The 16465-nt window shown below is 57.6% G+C and carries 16 protein-coding genes and 1 pseudogene; 6 read left to right on the plus strand and 11 right to left on the minus strand.

The genetic code is table 11. The annotated features are described in order from the left end of the window. Positions 1-97: 97 nt before the first annotated feature. From lapB to cmk, 5 genes are all read right to left on the minus strand, one after another. The gene (gene lapB, locus ACW5XD_RS01680) at positions 98-1264 is read right to left on the minus strand and encodes a lipopolysaccharide assembly protein LapB (RefSeq protein WP_456493342.1); all 1167 of its coding nucleotides are present in this window, start codon (positions 1262-1264) and stop codon (positions 98-100) included. A gap of 9 nt (positions 1265-1273) precedes the next feature. Beyond that, the gene (locus ACW5XD_RS01685; protein WP_042034338.1) at positions 1274-1558 is read right to left on the minus strand and encodes a LapA family protein; all 285 of its coding nucleotides are present in this window, start codon (positions 1556-1558) and stop codon (positions 1274-1276) included. Positions 1559-1714: 156 nt separating this feature from the next. Then, positions 1715-1999, minus strand: coding sequence for an integration host factor subunit beta (gene ihfB / locus ACW5XD_RS01690; protein ID WP_005299934.1), 285 nt, complete (start codon positions 1997-1999; stop codon positions 1715-1717). 92 nt (positions 2000-2091) lie between these two features. Further along, positions 2092-3762, minus strand: a complete 1671-nt coding sequence (rpsA, locus tag ACW5XD_RS01695; protein ID WP_042034339.1) for a 30S ribosomal protein S1 — start codon at positions 3760-3762, stop codon at positions 2092-2094. Positions 3763-3856: 94 nt separating this feature from the next. Then, positions 3857-4549, minus strand: coding sequence for a (d)CMP kinase (cmk, locus tag ACW5XD_RS01700; protein WP_264305282.1), 693 nt, complete (start codon positions 4547-4549; stop codon positions 3857-3859). A gap of 248 nt (positions 4550-4797) precedes the next feature. Here cmk and ribA point away from each other — a divergent pair, with 248 nt between their 5' ends. Next, complete coding sequence (gene ribA / locus ACW5XD_RS01705) at positions 4798-5391, plus strand: GTP cyclohydrolase II (protein ID WP_043555348.1); 594 nt, start codon at positions 4798-4800, stop codon at positions 5389-5391. A 79-nt stretch (positions 5392-5470) separates the two neighbouring features. Here the strand turns inward: ribA and cysB are convergent, their stop codons facing one another. Continuing rightward, positions 5471-6445: an HTH-type transcriptional regulator CysB gene (cysB, locus tag ACW5XD_RS01710; RefSeq protein WP_456493343.1), complete on the minus strand. Its 975-nt coding sequence runs from the start codon at positions 6443-6445 to the stop codon at positions 5471-5473. A gap of 73 nt (positions 6446-6518) precedes the next feature. After that, positions 6519-7394: a LysR family transcriptional regulator gene (locus ACW5XD_RS01715; RefSeq protein WP_456493424.1), complete on the minus strand. Its 876-nt coding sequence runs from the start codon at positions 7392-7394 to the stop codon at positions 6519-6521. 93 nt (positions 7395-7487) lie between these two features. Here ACW5XD_RS01715 and ACW5XD_RS01720 point away from each other — a divergent pair, with 93 nt between their 5' ends. Then, positions 7488-8702, plus strand: coding sequence for an MFS transporter (locus ACW5XD_RS01720; RefSeq protein WP_456493344.1), 1215 nt, complete (start codon positions 7488-7490; stop codon positions 8700-8702). Between the two features lie 70 nt (positions 8703-8772). Here ACW5XD_RS01720 and ACW5XD_RS01725 read toward each other — a convergent pair whose 3' ends face one another. From ACW5XD_RS01725 to ACW5XD_RS01740, 4 genes and pseudogenes are all read right to left on the minus strand, one after another. Next, entirely contained in the window at positions 8773-9327 is a 555-nt protein-coding gene (locus ACW5XD_RS01725) for a VOC family protein (RefSeq protein WP_456493345.1), read from the minus strand. Next, positions 9321-10085 (minus strand): DNA repair protein, encoded by a 765-nt coding sequence (locus ACW5XD_RS01730; protein WP_456493346.1) that lies wholly within the window; start codon positions 10083-10085, stop codon positions 9321-9323. Before ACW5XD_RS01730 ends, ACW5XD_RS01725 begins: the two co-directional genes overlap by 7 nt. Before the next feature lie 188 nt (positions 10086-10273). Next, positions 10274-11000 (minus strand): annotated as a pseudogene (gene nfsA / locus ACW5XD_RS01735) (oxygen-insensitive NADPH nitroreductase). 94 nt (positions 11001-11094) lie between these two features. Continuing rightward, the gene (locus tag ACW5XD_RS01740; protein ID WP_456493425.1) at positions 11095-13032 is read right to left on the minus strand and encodes a putative bifunctional diguanylate cyclase/phosphodiesterase; all 1938 of its coding nucleotides are present in this window, start codon (positions 13030-13032) and stop codon (positions 11095-11097) included. 169 nt (positions 13033-13201) lie between these two features. On the opposite strand from ACW5XD_RS01740, the gene ACW5XD_RS01745 reads away from it, so the two are divergent. From ACW5XD_RS01745 to ACW5XD_RS01760, 4 genes are all read left to right on the plus strand, one after another. Further along, positions 13202-13903 (plus strand): DUF2982 domain-containing protein, encoded by a 702-nt coding sequence (locus tag ACW5XD_RS01745; protein ID WP_456493347.1) that lies wholly within the window; start codon positions 13202-13204, stop codon positions 13901-13903. A 73-nt stretch (positions 13904-13976) separates the two neighbouring features. Further along, positions 13977-14915, plus strand: a complete 939-nt coding sequence (locus ACW5XD_RS01750) for a LysR family transcriptional regulator (protein ID WP_456493348.1) — start codon at positions 13977-13979, stop codon at positions 14913-14915. 54 nt (positions 14916-14969) lie between these two features. Further along, on the plus strand, positions 14970-16004 hold the full coding sequence (locus ACW5XD_RS01755; protein WP_456493349.1) for a response regulator: 1035 nt from the start codon (positions 14970-14972) through the stop codon (positions 16002-16004). 9 nt (positions 16005-16013) lie between these two features. After that, a complete protein-coding gene (locus ACW5XD_RS01760) occupies positions 16014-16445 on the plus strand; it encodes a PAS domain-containing protein (RefSeq protein ID WP_456493350.1) in 432 nt (143 codons plus the stop codon). The last annotated feature ends 20 nt before the right edge of the window (positions 16446-16465 follow it).

Genomic DNA, 16465 nt, shown 5'->3' on the forward strand with positions numbered 1-16465 from the left:
TCTGGGCGTGGCTTCACCATCCAGGCCCAGGTTCAACCTGATGACACCGCGGCGGCACTTGCAGCACCCGGCATCTCACTTTCAATCGATTTGGTTCTTATTCGCCGTCCAGGCCGCGGATCGGCTTGATGGATCCCCACTGACGGCAGGATGGGCACTGCCAGAACAGCGAGTGGGTGGCAAAACCACACTGCCGACACTTGTGGGTGGATTTGATCTTGATCTGTTCGCCAACCAGTTGCTGCAGCAACTCCAGGCTCTCCTTGGCAGGCCCCTCCTCGGCACTGGCCAGCTGGAAACCAACCAGCTGGTAGAAACCCTTCATGGAAGGGTGACGACGCAGCTGGCGCAGCACCAGAGCGCGGGCCTGACTCAGGCCGTCGCGCTCCTCCACCAACTTGGCAAGGGCCAGGGTCACGCTGACGCCGGCGTGATCCTCCACTGCCTGCTCCAGCAAGGGAATAAGCTCGAGAGATCGGCCCTGACGCTGGTAGCATTCGGTGAGCCAGGGGATGGCTTCGGAGGCAAAGTCGATGTCCTGCTCGAACACCCGCAGCAGTTCCTTGCCCGCTTGCTCATACTCCCCCGCCTCCATCGCCAGTTCGGCCAATCGCAGGCTGGCGCGGGCGCAGGCAGGGTTGACACCCAACGCCCGCTTGAGCTTGGCAAGCCCCGCAGGCTTGTTACCATCCCGAAAGGCGCTGTCTGCCTGCTCGCAGTAGAAATGCGAGATAGGCTCGGCCAGCTTCTTGCCTTGATATTTCTGCAACCGCACCGCGACCTCGATGGCCTTGTCCCAGTCACGCAACTGCTGATGGATGATCAACAACTGGGCCAGTGCCGTCTCTTCGTAGTCGCCGTCTTCGCACAACTCGTTCCAGAGCGCCTCCGCTCTATCCAGCAAGCCCGCGGCCAGGAAGTCGCGCGCGAGCTCCTGCAGCGCAAGCTGGCGCTGTTCACGAGTCAGCTCACGGGTCACCAGGTTCTGGTGGATCTTGATGGCACGATCAACCTCGCCGCGCTGACGAAACAAGTTGCCAAGGGAGAGGTGGGTTTCGATGGTTTCGCTGTCCACTTCCAGCAGCTGGATGAAGAGATCCACCGCCTTGTCCGACTCGTCAGACAGCAAATAGTTGAGGCCCGCCACGTACTGGCGGGAAAACTGGTTACTCTGTTTCTGGGTGTCCTGGCGAACACTCCTGCGCCCCATGTACCAACCATAACCAGCGGCAATCGGCAACAGCAGGAAAAGCAGTTCAAGCATCGAGGGACATTATTCCTTGACTGCCGACCGAGCCAGCTCCAACTCGCGGGATTGACGACGCATGGTGCGGTTGAGGGTGCGGTTTTGCATCTTGAGGCGCAAAAATAGCAGGCCAAACACCAGCCAGCCGAGCAGGAAGCCACCGCCAAAGAAGAAACCCAGCAGCATGGAGAGCGAGAACTCCCCTTGGGCAATCAGATAGTTGAACTGCACCAGCTGACCATTTTGCGAACCGATGGCCAGGGTCAGAATAAACACCAGCACCAGCGGAATGAGGGCCAAGATACGCTTCATAGGAGCTCCCTGTCAGTATCTAATGAAAGGCTGATTATCCTTAAAATCACGGGCAGACTCTAGAGCGAATGGGAAAAGACTTGGAGAAACCGGACAATTGGCACAATAGCGGCCATAAAAACAAAAAAGGCATACCCAGGTATGCCGTTTTCTGCATTATTCAATAATGTTCACGCGCTCGCGTAACTCTTTGCCAGGCTTGAAGTGAGGGACATATTTCCCAGTCAGTTCAACCTTGTCCCCGGTCTTGGGATTACGACCCACACGGGGGGCACGATAGTGCAGTGAAAAACTTCCAAATCCACGGATTTCAATCCGATCGCCGTTTTGCAAAGTCGATGCCATCTGCTCAAGGATCTCCTTGATGGCAGCTTCGACATCTTTGGCCGGCATATGCATGCGGCTCGCAGCCAATTGTTCGATGAGATCTGATTTGGTCATAACATTAAATCTCCTTCCCCGATCACATGCAATATTCATTACGCCAATATAAAAAAGGGCGGCGTGAAGCCGCCCTTTTCTTGCATCAAGGATTATTCACCCTTGGCAGCTTTGAACGCTTCAGCCATAGCATTGCTGAACACAACTTCTTCTTGTTGGTTCAGGCTATCGATAGCAACACGCTCGTCAGCCTCGTCCTTAGCACGGACAGACAGGCTTACGGTGCGGTTCTTACGATCAACGCCCATGAACTTGGCTTCGACTTCATCACCAACAGACAGAACCAGAGTCGCGTCTTCAACACGGTCACGAGCAGCGTCGGAGGCACGCAGGTAGCCTTCTACGCCGTCAGCCAGTTCGATCACGGCACCCTTGGCATCAACCTCGGTAACCTTACCCTTCACAATAGCACCTTTCTTGTTATCAGACAGGTACTTATTGAACGGGTCTTCTTCGATCTGCTTGACACCCAGGGAGATGCGCTCACGCTCCGGGTCCACTTGCAGAACAACGGCTTCGATCTCGTCGCCTTTCTTGAATTCACGCACGGCTTCTTCGCCCTGGTTGTTCCAGGAGATGTCAGACAGGTGAACCAGGCCGTCGATACCGCCGTCCAGACCGATGAAGATACCAAAGTCAGTGATAGACTTGATTTTACCGGAAACACGGTCGCCCTTGGCGTGAGTTTCGGCAAACAGCTGCCACGGGTTGGATTTGCACTGCTTCAGACCCAAGGAGATACGACGACGCTCTTCGTCGATATCCAGAACCATCACGTCAACCACGTCGCCAACGTTAACAACTTTGGACGGGTGGATGTTCTTGTTGGTCCAATCCATCTCGGATACGTGTACCAGGCCTTCAACGCCTTCTTCGATTTCAACGAAGCAGCCGTAGTCGGTCAGGTTGGTCACGCGGCCAGACAGACGGGTGGTCTCCGGGTAACGCTTGGCGATAGCAACCCAGGGATCTTCGCCCAGCTGCTTCAGACCCAGAGATACACGGGTACGCTCGCGGTCGAACTTCAGAACCTTGACTGCGATTTCGTCGCCAACGTTGACGATTTCGGAAGGATGCTTAACGCGCTTCCACGCCATGTCGGTGATGTGCAGCAGGCCGTCAACACCGCCCAGATCTACGAATGCACCGTAGTCGGTCAGGTTCTTGACGATACCCTTAACTTCTTGACCTTCTTGCAGGTTAGCCAGCAGGCTCTCGCGCTCGGAGGTGTTCTCGGTCTCGATCACGGCACGACGGGAAACAACAACGTTGTTGCGCTTCTGGTCCAGCTTGATGACTTTGAACTCGAGTTCTTTATTTTCCAGGTGAGCGGTGTCACGGATCGGACGCACGTCAACCAGAGAACCCGGCAGGAAGGCACGGATGCCATTCAGTTCAACGGTGAAACCACCCTTGACCTTGCCGTTGATGATACCGATAACGGTAGCTTGCTCTTCGTAAGCTTTTTCAAGCTGCAGCCAGGCTTCGTGGCGCTTGGCTTTTTCACGGGACAGCTTGGTTTCGCCGAAACCATCTTCGATAGAGTCCAGAGCTACGTCAACAGTGTCACCCACACTGATTTCCAGCTCGCCCAGGGCGTTCTTGAATTCTTCAGCCGGGATGGCGGACTCAGATTTCAGACCGGCGTCAACCAGTACGAAACCGTTCTCGATAGCAACGACAGTACCCTTGACGATGGAACCTTGACGGGTTTCAACGGAGTTCAGGGACTCTTCAAAGAGTTGAGCAAAAGATTCGATCATTGTTTATGTCACAAATGAAACATCCACTTGCAATCCGGCACAAGCGGGGCTGTTTTAAATAATCTGCGCCATCCTTGGTGCAGACGACCGGATGTCAGCTTGCGCTGGCATCACCAAGTTGTTGCTCGGCATAGGCGAGTACCGTTGCCAGCACTTCATCTATGGTCATGGCGGTAGAATCCACCACGAGAGCATCTTCTGCCGCTTTAAGGGGCGCTACGGCGCGATTTCTGTCGCGATCGTCACGTTCCCTAATCTCGGTTAAAAGACGCTCAAAGTTAACATCAAAGCCCTTATCTTGCAACTGCTTATAGCGGCGCTGGGCGCGTTCTTCCGCACTGGCGTCGAGGAAAATCTTCACCTCGGCCTCCTGGAAAACCACGGTTCCCATGTCACGTCCGTCGGCGATCAGACCCGGAGCCTGACGAAATGCACGCTGACGGCGCAGCAAGGCTTCGCGTACCCGCGGGAAGGCGGCGATTTTGCTCGCGGCATTGCCCACCTCTTCGGTACGTATGGTACGGGAGACATCCTCCCCTTCCAGCACCACCTTGACCTGCTCGCTGTCCACCTGGAATTGCACATCCAGATTGGCAGCCAGTGGGACCAGGGCGGCTTCAGAATCGAGTTCTACATCATGGTGCAAGGCAGCCAGGGCCAACACCCGGTAGATGGCGCCGGAATCGAGCAGGTGCCAACCCAGTTTCTCAGCCAGCAACTGGCACAGAGTGCCTTTACCGGCACCACTCGGGCCATCGATTGTCATCACGGGGGCCATCTGAGGCATAACTTATCTCCTGCACACTTGTTGCACACATCCCGGAAGGGATGGGGTAATGGGCGCCGATTATACCCAAATGTGCCGAGCCTGGCAGTCGTCAGGGCGCACATTTGCGCAGAAGCCGTCGCGATCGCGTGGTTTGCGTACAGCGACTCAAGTCATTAAACAGTGCAAGGTTTTGTTCTTATGGTTGTTATGGACAAGGCGCGCTAAACTGGCCGCCCTTTTTAAGCAGCTGTAGTAAGGAGCAACCTATGAGCAGCGTTACCCTCGTGGCCAAATCCAAGTTGCCGACCCCCTGGGGCACCTTCACGCTGGTAGGCTTTCAGGAAACCGGTACCGGCAAGGATCATGCTGCGCTGGTGATGGGCGATGTCACGGGTGATGAGCCTGTGCTGGGCCGCATTCACTCTGAGTGCCTGACCGGAGACGCCCTGTTCAGCCTGCGCTGCGACTGCGGTTTCCAATTGCAGGCCGCCATGGAGAACATCGCCAAGGCCGGTCGTGGCGTCTTGCTGTACGTGCGCCAGGAAGGGCGCGGCATAGGCCTGCTCAACAAGATCCGGGCCTACCATCTGCAAGATCAGGGCGCCGATACCGTTGAGGCCAATGTGGCGCTGGGCTTTGCCGCCGACATGCGCGACTACACCATCTGCGCCGACATGCTCAAGGCGTTGCACGTCACCAGTTTGCGCCTGATGACCAACAACCCGCGCAAGATGAAGGCGATGGAGAGCTTTGGCATTCCGGTGGCGGAGCGGGTTCCCCTGCAGGAAGGGCGCAATCCCCACAACGAGTTTTATCTCTCGACCAAGGCGAGCAAGCTGGATCACCTGTTCAAGAAGTGATCCCGGCTCGCCCACGCCGGCATGAAAAACGCCTCCCATCGGGAGGCGTTTTTGTTGGCAGACATTTTGACTGGTCGCGTTAGCGGACAGGCAACTCGATATCGGCGAACATGGCATCCACGTCGTCACTGGAGCGCAGCGCGATGGCGCGCTCCACCACATCCCGGGTCAGGTGCGGGGCGAAACGGGTCATGAAGTCATACATATAGGTGCGCAGGAAAGAGCCCTTGCGAAACCCTATCTTGGTGGTGCTGTGGGCGAACAGGTGGCTGGCATCAAGTGCAACCAGATCGGTATCGACCTGGGGATCCAGCGCCATGGTCGCCATCACTCCGATGCCAACCCCCAACCGGACATAGGTCTTGATCACGTCGGCATCGGTGGCGGTAAAGACGATATTGGGTTCGAACCCGGCCCGGTCGAAAGCGGTATCCAGCTCCGAGCGGCCGGTAAAGCCGAACACATAAGTCACCAGCGGGAAGCGGGCAATATCGGCAATGGAGAGCTTGCCCACCTGAGTCAAGGGGTGTCCCTTGGGCACGATCACGCTGCGATTCCAGTGGTAGCAGGGCAGCATGATGAGGTCTTCGTACAGATGTAGCGCCTCGGTGGCGATGGCAAAGTCGGCCTGGCCCTTGACCACGGCTTCGCTGATCTGGGTCGGGGTCCCCTGATGCATGTGCAGGGAGACCTTGGGAAAGCGCTTGATGAATCCCTTGATCACATCGGGCAGCGCATAGCGGGCCTGGGTATGGGTGGTCGCGATATGAAGCGTGCCCTGCTCGGGGTGAGTATGTTGGCTCGCCACCGCCTTGATACTCTCCACCTTGCCCAGGATCTCGTTGGCAATCTTGATCACATCCCGCCCTGCCGGTGTGATCTGAGTCAGATGCTTGCCACTGCGCTCGAAAATCTGGATCCCCAGCTCATCTTCCAGCATGCGCACCTGCTTGCTGATCCCTGGCTGAGAGGTGTAGAGGCTCTCTGCCGTTGCCGACACGTTCAATCTGTGGTTGGCAACCTCAACGATATAACGCAACTGTTGGAGTTTCATGATGTTAAGCTCTAAAGGCGACTTGAACTAATACTAACAAACTTTTGCCTGATAGCCTTTCCTTCTTGGCCATTTATGGCCGGGCCTGCGCCAGCAAAAAATCCCGCAAGGCGCGGTTCGCCATGGAGAGCGGATCCCCCCGCCGCCACGCAACGCAGAGATCGAGGAAAATGGGCGGAGCAAACGGCACGCCGATCAAGGCAGTCTCCTCGTCCAGCACCATCCGCAGGAAGGTAGTCACCGCAAAGCCCTGCTTTACCACCGCCTTGAGCAGCGGGATAAGGTTGCTCTCGAAGGCGATATCGGGCTCACAGCCCAAGCCCTGTGCCAATGCTTCCATGTGCTCGCGGTGGTAGAAACCGCGCCGGAACATGGCCAGCTCCTGGCCGAAAAACTGGGTCAGGGAGACGGCCGGGGCCTGCCGCAACGGGTGCTCTTCCCCCACCACCATCAACATCTCTTCACGCAGCAGTTGGGCCCCTTCCAGCGCCGGCGGCAGATCGCTGGTGATCAGGATGGCGAGATCCAGGGTGCCATCCACCATGCGACTCAACAGCTCACGCGAGCCCGCCTCCTCCACCCGGATCTTGAGGCCGGGATAGCGATGCTTGAAGGCCATCAGGATCGGAGGAAAGTAGTAAGATCCCATCATGTAGGGAATGCCGATGCGTACCTCGCCACGCTCCAGCCCTTTCAGTTCGGCCATCTCGGCTTCCGCCTGGTGCATTTGCAACAACAGTCGCTCGGCATGACGGCAGAGTACCTCCCCCTCCGGGGTGAGCCGCACTGTGCGATCCTGCCGGTCAAACAGCCGCAACTCGAGCTGCTGCTCCAGCTTGGCGATGGCCATGCTGATAGCGGGCTGCGCAATATGGAGGCCATTGGCCGCTTTAGTGAAGGAGCCGGCATCCCGTACCGCCAGCAAATAGGTGAGCTGCTTCAAATCAATATCAATTAATCTTATTAGTTGGATAACTTAAATATATTATATTTATGCTCTGTGGCGCACTAATCTGCACAAAAGCCGTCAGGACAATTGCATATGATCGAAGTAGGCAGCCGCGAATGGATACGCGCTACCCTGGCCCTGAGCCTGGGTTCCTTTCTGGTGTTTCTCAACCTCTACCAGACCCACCCCCTGCTGCCACTGCTGGCAGATGTCTTCTCCGTCAGCTCGCTGGCGGCGGGCTGGACGCTGGCTGGCTGCACCGCAGGTCTGGCCGCCTCGCTGCTGCTCTGTGCCCGCCTCGCGGACAGGTTCGGTCGGCGACGGATCATGCTGTGGAGCCTGGCTGGCGCCATCCTGCTCTCCCTGCTCATCAGCATGGTGCACCAATTTGAATCACTGTTGCTGCTGAGGATACTGCAAGGGGTGTTGCTGGCCGGACTGCCCGCCACCGCCATCGCCTATATGGGAGAAGAGTTCAGCAAGCGCGCCCTGCTCTCCGCCGTCGGGGTCTATATCGCTGCCAACTCGCTCGGCGGGATCGCAGGCCGGGTCGTCGGCGGTCTGCTGGCCGGCTGGTTTGGCGACTGGCAACACACCTTTCTCGGCATCGGACTCATCAGTCTGGCCCTGCTGCCTCTCGTCATCTGGTTATTGCCTGCTCAGACCCGCTTCGTGCCCGTCATTGCCAAGCCGGGCCAGTTCCGCCAGGCCATCAGCAGCCACCTCGGCAACCCGCTGCTGGTCGGAGCCTATCTCATCGGCGGACTCAACTTCATGGTGTTTTTAAACCAGTACAGCTACCTCACCTTCTTGCTGGCCAAGGCCCCTTTCTCCCTGCCCACCCAATGGCTCGGCATGCTGTTTCTGACCTATCTGTCGGGCACGGTCGCCTCCTCACTGAGTGGTCGCTGCGCCCACCGCTGGGGGGCACAGCGCCTTTTGCTGGCGGGGATCTCGCTGATGGCGCTGGGCAGTGCACTGCTGTTGCACGGTTCGCTGGCGGCCATATTGACGGGGCTACTGATCTCGAGCTTCGGGTTCTTTCTCGCCCACGCCTGTGCCAGTGCCTGGGTCGGCCAGCACGTGGAACACAACCGGGCGCTCGCCTCGTCACTCTATCTGGTGGGGTATTATCTGGGTGCCAGCCTGGGAGGCCTCTACCTGCATCCTTTCTGGGAACAGGGTGGCTTGGGGGGATTGGTGCTCGGCATCGAGCTGGTGCTGGTGATCACTGCAGGGTTGAGCCTCTGGCTCGGTCACTTGAAGGGGCGTACCACCCGCCGCCTCTCCTGTCATACACCGTTGTAGTCACCGGTAGCGGCTCGCACGTCTACGCTTCGCCATCATCAAGGGGCACCCGTGCCCGCTCTCGCATCAATCAGATGTTGTCGTAATAATCGGCGGGCACAGGCTCCACGGCGCCAGTGTGCAGCTCTTCCGCGATCACCTCAGCCAAAGAGCGCAGGTGAAACTTGATCTGGCCCGATGCCAGCATCAAGCCCACGTCAGGGTTGCGGAGATCATTCATGTTGCCAATCTTGAACGGCACATCGGGATGCGCGGCCACCAACGAGGGCAGGGACGGCACAACCAGTTCTATGTGCTCCAACCCCGCCTGATGGCTACGACCCGGTTTGGGCGCAGCCAATTCGATACAGGGCACGCTGACGTCGCCGCAGCGCACGGGATGATGCAGCTGATAGGTAGCAATGGGGCGGCCCCCTATCATGCCTTCCACCAGCAGGGCACCGTGCACCGCCAAAGTCTGTTTCAGGGTCTGATATTCGACCAACGTGGCCGCACGGTAGCAGAGGTGATCAACGTTGATGGCATCGACCTGAACGGCGCGTTGATCGAGTTCAGCCAGCAGTTGGCAAACAAATGGGGCCATGGGCCCCAATGTGGTATCGAGTGAGTGGGACATGATCACCATTTCTTCTTGGGTTGGAACAGGACATCCAGCTCGTCTGCCTCTTTGTCCTTGATATTTTGCAGTTCTTTCTCGCTGTGCTGCTGCAGATGGGCATCCAGTCCGGCCAACCCCTGGCGCATGTCTTCTTCCCTGGCCATCAGATAAGGATCCTTGTCAGATACCCCAGCCAAAGCAGAGAGTCCCTTGGTATAAAGCTGGCGACAAGTGCCATATTGCCCCTGTATTTGCGCATCCATTGCCCGTTTGACCAGGTTGGCAATGTTGATCTTGAGCTGCATGAGCTCGAGGCGTCGCTCTTCCTGGGCAAAACCTTGCGGATCTATCTTGCCCTTGTTGTGTTCGACCCGCAGCACGGCACGCATCTTCTTGACCAGTTGCAGCATCTGAATGGCTTGGCGGTCAGATTCCGGGGTCTTGAAATGCCCCTCATCCTGACTGCTGTAATTTTCCTGTACATTCTTGATCTGGGTCTGCACGTCAGCGATGCGCTGCTTGATCTGGCCATTGGGCATCACCAGCGCAATGGCCCTATAGGCGTCCAGAATCCGGTGTTGCAGCAGCAAGACAATGTTCTTGGAAAAGGGCACCAAGTTGACATTCAGCAGCACCTCTTCGGTTTCATCCGCCACTGCCTTATGACGAGCGATGGCATGGCGCTTGTCGGCCTCTGCCTTCTGCTTATATTGCTGCATCACGTTATAGGCGATCACCAGAAACAGAAGTGCGCCAATAGACAGCAATACCAAGGTTAAAATCATAGGATGTTCAAACTCCTGTCCCTATCCAATTGCGTGATCCTACAACAGCTTACCCACTTAAGGTAGTCCGCACCGCCGAGCGTACCCACGATTTATTGCGCTCTGGGGCCACAAATCGGCAGCGGAGATCAGGATCACGCAGCAATGGCAACACTGCCATTACCTCATAGTATCGCCCATCGGGCTCATTACTTGAGGTTGAACCCTTTCGATTGCAGGAATTCCCGCATGAAAGGGCGGGCCTCCTTGCCGAGGATACCCCGGATCTGGCTGCTCCAGGTCTGCTGCTTGTTATTGCTGCTACGAGCCTGATAGTACGCCTCTATCTGTTTATCGTATTGCGCCAGCAAGGGGCGGTCCAACTCTGTCTGATAATGGTTTTCGTGCACTACCAGCGCCCGGGGCAAGCGTGGTTTCTGTTCGGGGGCCTGCGCTGGATGACCCAGACAGAGCCCGAATAACGGGATCACTTGATGCGGCAGCCCCAGCGCCTCGCTCACGGCAGCCGGATTATTGCGAATTCCTCCGATATAGACGCCGCCCCAACCCCCCCGATGGGGGGGCCAGCAGGGCATTCTGGGCCATCAGGGCGCCATCGATGGCCCCGATCAGCAACTGCTCGACAAAACCTGTCTGGGCATCCGGCACGATTTGGCCGTGGCGATGATAATCGGCGCAGAACATCAGAAACTCGGCCGCCTCGGCCACATAAGCCTGATGCCCCGCCAGTTCGGCAAGTCGGGTGCGCAGGGCCATGTCGGTCACCCGTATGATGCTGTTGGCCTGCAGGAAACTGGAGCTGGAGGCAGACTGGGCCGCACTCAGGATCTGGTCAAGCTGGGCCGCCGTGATGGGTTCCGGGGTAAATTGACGAATGGAGCGGTGGGCGAGAATAAGGTCTATGGTCGGGTTCATGATGCCTCCAGAAAGAAGCCCCCACTTTACCCAAAAAAATGGAGGGGCCCAAGGCCCCTCGCAGCTGACGATGACAGATGCACGTTTCTTGGCCCTATCCCGCCAGCGGGTAGGCGCCCGCCTTGCAGCGAACCAGAAAGGCACTGGCCTCCACCTGCTCCACCGTCATCGGCTTGCTGAACAAAAAGCCCTGAAACACGTGACAGCCCTGAGCACGCAACGCCGCGAGCTCGTGCTCATCCTCCACCCCTTCGGCCATGATGCCGAGCCCCAGGCTGGTCGCCATGGCAACAGTAGCGCGGATCACCGGCAGGTTCAGCCCCACCACGAACGAGCGATCCAGCTTGATGGTGTCGATCGGCAGTCGGTTAAGGTAGGCCAGTGACGAATAGCCGGTACCAAAATCGTCGATGGCGATCTTGATGCCCTGCTCGCTCAGGGCATCGAGGATCTCGATGCAGCCTTTCATGTCCAGCATAAGGACAGTCTCGGTCAGCTCCAGAGTCAGCAGGCTGGCATCCACGCCATATGCCTTGAGCTGCTGGGCCACCAGCTCCGGCAAAGAGGTGGAGAGCTGGAACCCGGACAGATTGACCGAAACCGGCACCCGCACCTGCCACTCCTGCTGCCAATGCGCCATCTGGGCCAGTGCCGTCGAGAGCACCCAGCTGCCGATCTCCCGGATCAACCCCATCTCTTCGGCCAGCGGAATGAACTCCACCGGCGAGACATGACCAAGCACAGGGTTGTGCCAGCGCAACAGGGCCTCGTAACCGAGCAACGTGCCCTTTGCCGCATCTACTTGGGGCTGGTAGCAAAGGCTCAGCTCCTGCCGACCTATGGCCTTGGCCAGAAACTGCTTCAGGGTCAGCTTGCGGTGCAGGGTCTGCTGCATGCTGGGGGTGAAACGCTGCCAGCGCAGGCGCCCCATCTGCTTGGCCTGATACATGGCCATGTCGGCACGGGTGATCAGGTTGTCGCCGTCATCTGCATCGTCCGGGTAGATGGCAATGCCGATGCTGCCACCTATGGTCACCTCGGGCACCCCGCTCAGCTGCAGCGGCTTGGTCATCTGGGAGAGCATGAGATCGGCCACTTCCTGCGCACGATCGCTGGAGTGCGTCAGCGGCACCAGAGCGGTGAACTCGTCCCCACCGAGGCGCGCCAGCTCCACATCCCGCGGGCAAACCTGCTTGAGCCGACCGGCCACCCGCTCCAGCAGGCGATCCCCGGCCTTGTGACCATAGTTGTCGTTGACCAGCTTGAAGTTGTCCAAGTCCATGAACACCAGCGCGAAACGCCCACCCAGACCGCAGTATGCCTCGAGGGATTTCATCAGACCGTAGCGGTTGAGCAGACCCGTCAGCGAATCGTGCCAGGCCAGATGGCGGTGTTCCAGTTCCTCCAGCTTGCGGTCCGTGATATCGCGCATGGTGAGCAGGATCTGCGCACCATGCTGGATATGACGGAACTGGTACTGGAACCAACGCATCCCCTTGAGCGTCCGGCACTCCCCTTCGGCCACGACTTCGTCAAGTCGGGAGAGCTTCTGGTAGAAGGCTTCGTCGTTGCCGGAGAACACTTGGGAAAGCTGGCTGACCCGATCACCGAAACACATGTCGAAATGGTGGTTGCCACTCTCCAGACGGCCCTGATTGTCAAACAAGCAAGCCAGGGTGTCGCCGGTGGCGAGGGAGGACTCCTGATAGAGGGTATCGGCGTCGATCACCGCCTCCGTCATCATCATCAAGCGACCGGCCAGCTGAATGCCGGACAGACGCAGATAGATCTGCTTCTTGACGCCCTTGGGCGAGAGTGTCCACCACTCGCTGTAGCTTCGTCCCTGCTGAAAATCGCCGAGATAGCGTTGTAGCAACAAGTCGATGGCATCGGCCATGTCGGCCGAAAAATCACGCGACTTTAGTTCGGCAAGCGAGTTGGCTTCCCACACCCCCAATGCGGTACGGTTGGCCCAATAGATATGATGGTGCCGGATGTCATAAACCCAGATAGGGGTATGCAGCACATCCATTCCGTTCAATAACCGTTCGTCTAGCGTATTCATCTAATATGGTGATTCATGATGTGTGATCACAGGGAAACCCTGCAACAAGGCGCCCCATCGGGACGCCCGGTGCTGGTACAAAATCGGATCCAGCCCATAATCTGGAAATAAGCATGCGCACAAGGGCTGACTTCATATGAAAACGCTACATGTGAAACCCATGGTCAGGAAAAACGGACTCACCTTGATATTGTTGGGCATCATAGTAACCATTACTATGATTTTTATACTTTTTTTATTCCGTGAACAACCACTAATCCCCTTCGTCTCCGGCCTGTTGGCGGGTCTGATGATGATATTTATCGGCTCATTGAAGCTGGTTGAACCCCATTTCAGTCTCTCCCTCTGTCACGATTGTTTGCAATATCACCATAAATACGGCGGTTGGATCCTGAAATGGAGAAATATTCAGCGTATTGACCAACCGCGCATCCATCTGGGCTGGGATCTGGTTGCCCTGCCCTACATTGGTTTGAAGATAAAAGATTACGACGATTTTTTGACATTGATCACACCCAGATTGGCAGTACGCCTGCTCACCGAACAACGGGCTGTACTGTTGCAAGCCCTGCGCAGTGAACAGCAAGATTGCGCCATCGGCGGCTGCGGTGATGCCTTTCGGGGAGAAGGCCTGCTGGAAGAGAGTCATTTTCGCTCTTCATCTGGTCAGCGTTACGAGGGGGTGATCGCCATGCTGGCCAATCGCATGACCCGCTTGCATGACCTGCTCGGTTACGATCTGCTGGTACCGGATAACAGCCTGGACCGGGATCCGGCCGAATTTGTCCGCCTGTTGCACCAATACCAGCGGGAGTCGAATCTAATCCAGATCAATTAAACACCGGATTGCACTTGCCAAGGCCGGCCGCTCTTTTTAAGGTCACTGGCTTGTTACACCCAGAACACCGCTTATGAAGTACATCGAAGAGTTCTATCTGTTCGTCAAGGTGGTGCAAGAGGGAGGCTTCTCCCATGCGGCTGCCGCACTGGGCATGCCTACCGGCACCATCAGTCGACGTATTTCTCAGCTGGAAGAGCAGCTCGGCTGCTCCTTGCTACACAGATCCACCCGCAAACTCCGCCTCACCGACGACGGGCTCAGATATTACGAGCGTCTGTGCACCCCGCTGGCCGAAATTGAGCAGGCCACGGGGGAAATTCAGGGCCGGGAAGCCGATATCAACGGAGTGATCCGCCTCGCCGCCCCCATCGCGCTCTCCAACACCATACTGGTCGATATGCTGGCAGATTTTGGCCTGCACTACCCGGCTGTACGGTTCGATATCACCCAGACCAACGATCATCAGCACCTGCTCGACAACGATCGGGATCTGGTGTTCTTCAACGGTGAACTGCCGCAATCCATGACCAATGCCCAGTGTCTCGGTCACATCGAATATGGCCTGTTTGCGTCCAGACTCTATCTGGAGAAAATGGGCATCCCCGCTCACCCGGCCCAGTTGGAAGAGCACGCGTTGATCTACTGCTGGCCCCATCAGCACTGGCAACTGACCGACCGGGACGAGCAGACGGTGCAGATCAAGCGCGCCGCCAAGCTCACCGTCAACCAGACCCAGGCCGCTGTCAGGGCAGCCAGACGACATCTGGGAATCGTCAACGCTCCGCTGCACTACGTGCATCCCTTCCTGCAGGATGAACAACTGGTCGCCGTACTGCCGGACTGGAAAACCGGCAATCGCCCCTTCTATATGTTGCGCTGCCAGCCTCAGTTCGCCCCGCTGCGTGTTAAGATGTTCGCTGAATTCGTTGAAAAATATTCAGCGCGCTACCGGAATCACCAATGGGACAATCAATTTTCACCGGCGACCAGCCTGTCCCATTGCATCTGACCGTCAGCGGGCCACACTTATAGCAATCCTCGTTGACCAGGCCAGCCTAACACTATGAATATATTGATATGTGATGACTCAGGATTCGCTCGTAAACAGCTGGCCCGTGCCCTTCCCGCCGACTGGGATGTGACGCTGCATTACGCCGCCAACGGGCTGGAAGGGATAGAGCAGGTTCTGATGGGTCATGGCGATCTGATCTTTCTCGACCTGACCATGCCGGAGATGGACGGCTACGGCGTGCTGGAGACCCTCCAGCGGGAGGGACTGCGCAACAAGGTAATCGTGGTCTCCGGCGATATCCAGCCGGAAGCCTACCAGCGGGTGATGGGGCTGGGGGCGCTGGATTTCATCAAGAAACCCGCGGCACCGGAAACCCTCAGCGCCTTGCTGAAACAGCATGATCTGTGGCAAGCCAAAGGCGTCACCACTACGGATACCATCCGGCCCGCCGGCCAGAGTGCCAGTGATGTCGGTAGCATGGATACCGGGATCAAGATAAGCCCCGAGATCCGCGACGTTTACCAGGAGCTGGCCAACGTCTCCATGGGTCAGGCCGCGGACCTGCTGGCCCGTCTGCTCAACGCCTTCGTGGTGCTGCCCATTCCCAACGTCAACGTGCTGGAAGTCTCAGAGTTGCACATGGCCCTCTCCGCCGCCGCCGATTCGGATACCCTCTCCGCCGTCTGTCAGGGCTTCATCGGGGCGGGGATCGCCGGCGAAGCGCTGATCCTGTTCCACGACTCCAGCTTCAAGGATCTGGCCCGGCTGATGAACCACCAGGGCGTGCTGGATCGCAATGCCGAGCTGGAGCTGTTGATGGACACCGCCAACGTGCTGATCGGTGCCTTCCTGCGCGGTTACGCCAGCCAGCTCGACACCCCGTTTAGTCAGGGCCACCCGGTGGTGCTCGGCCAGCACAGACCCATCAAGGATCTCATCAACACCAACAAGAGCCGCTGGCGCCGCACCCTGGCCATCGAGATCAACTACCGGGTCCAGGATTACGCGGTGCAGTGTGACTTGCTGCTGCTGTTTACCGAAGATTCCATCGCCACCATGAACAACAAAATCATGCACATGCTCTAGGGAGTGACCATGGAAATTCGTGAATTTCATTGGCTGATGAACATAGTCCAGAACCTGGACGTGGGGCTGGTGGTACTCGACAAGGAGTACAGGGTGCAGGTGTGGAACGGTTTCATGGAGAGCCACAGCGGCCGGTTGGCCGGCGAGGTGCGCGATGGCGTGCTGTTCGCTCTCTTCCCCGATGTGGACAGGGCCTGGTTCGAGCGCAAGGCCAACATGGTGTTCAAGCTCAACAATCGCGCCTTCAGCACCTGGGAGCAAAAGCCCTATCTGCTGCGCTTCTCCAACTATCGCCCCATCACGGGCTCGGCCCCTCACATGTTCCAGAATCTGACTCTGGTGCCGCTGGCCGATTTTGGTGGCCAGGTGACCCATATCGCCGTGATGATCTACGATGCTACCGACGAGGCCATGCTGATGACAGGCCAGCGACAGGCGTGACGAACAATATAATACTGGAA

This window comes from Aeromonas enterica (assembly GCF_054052465.1).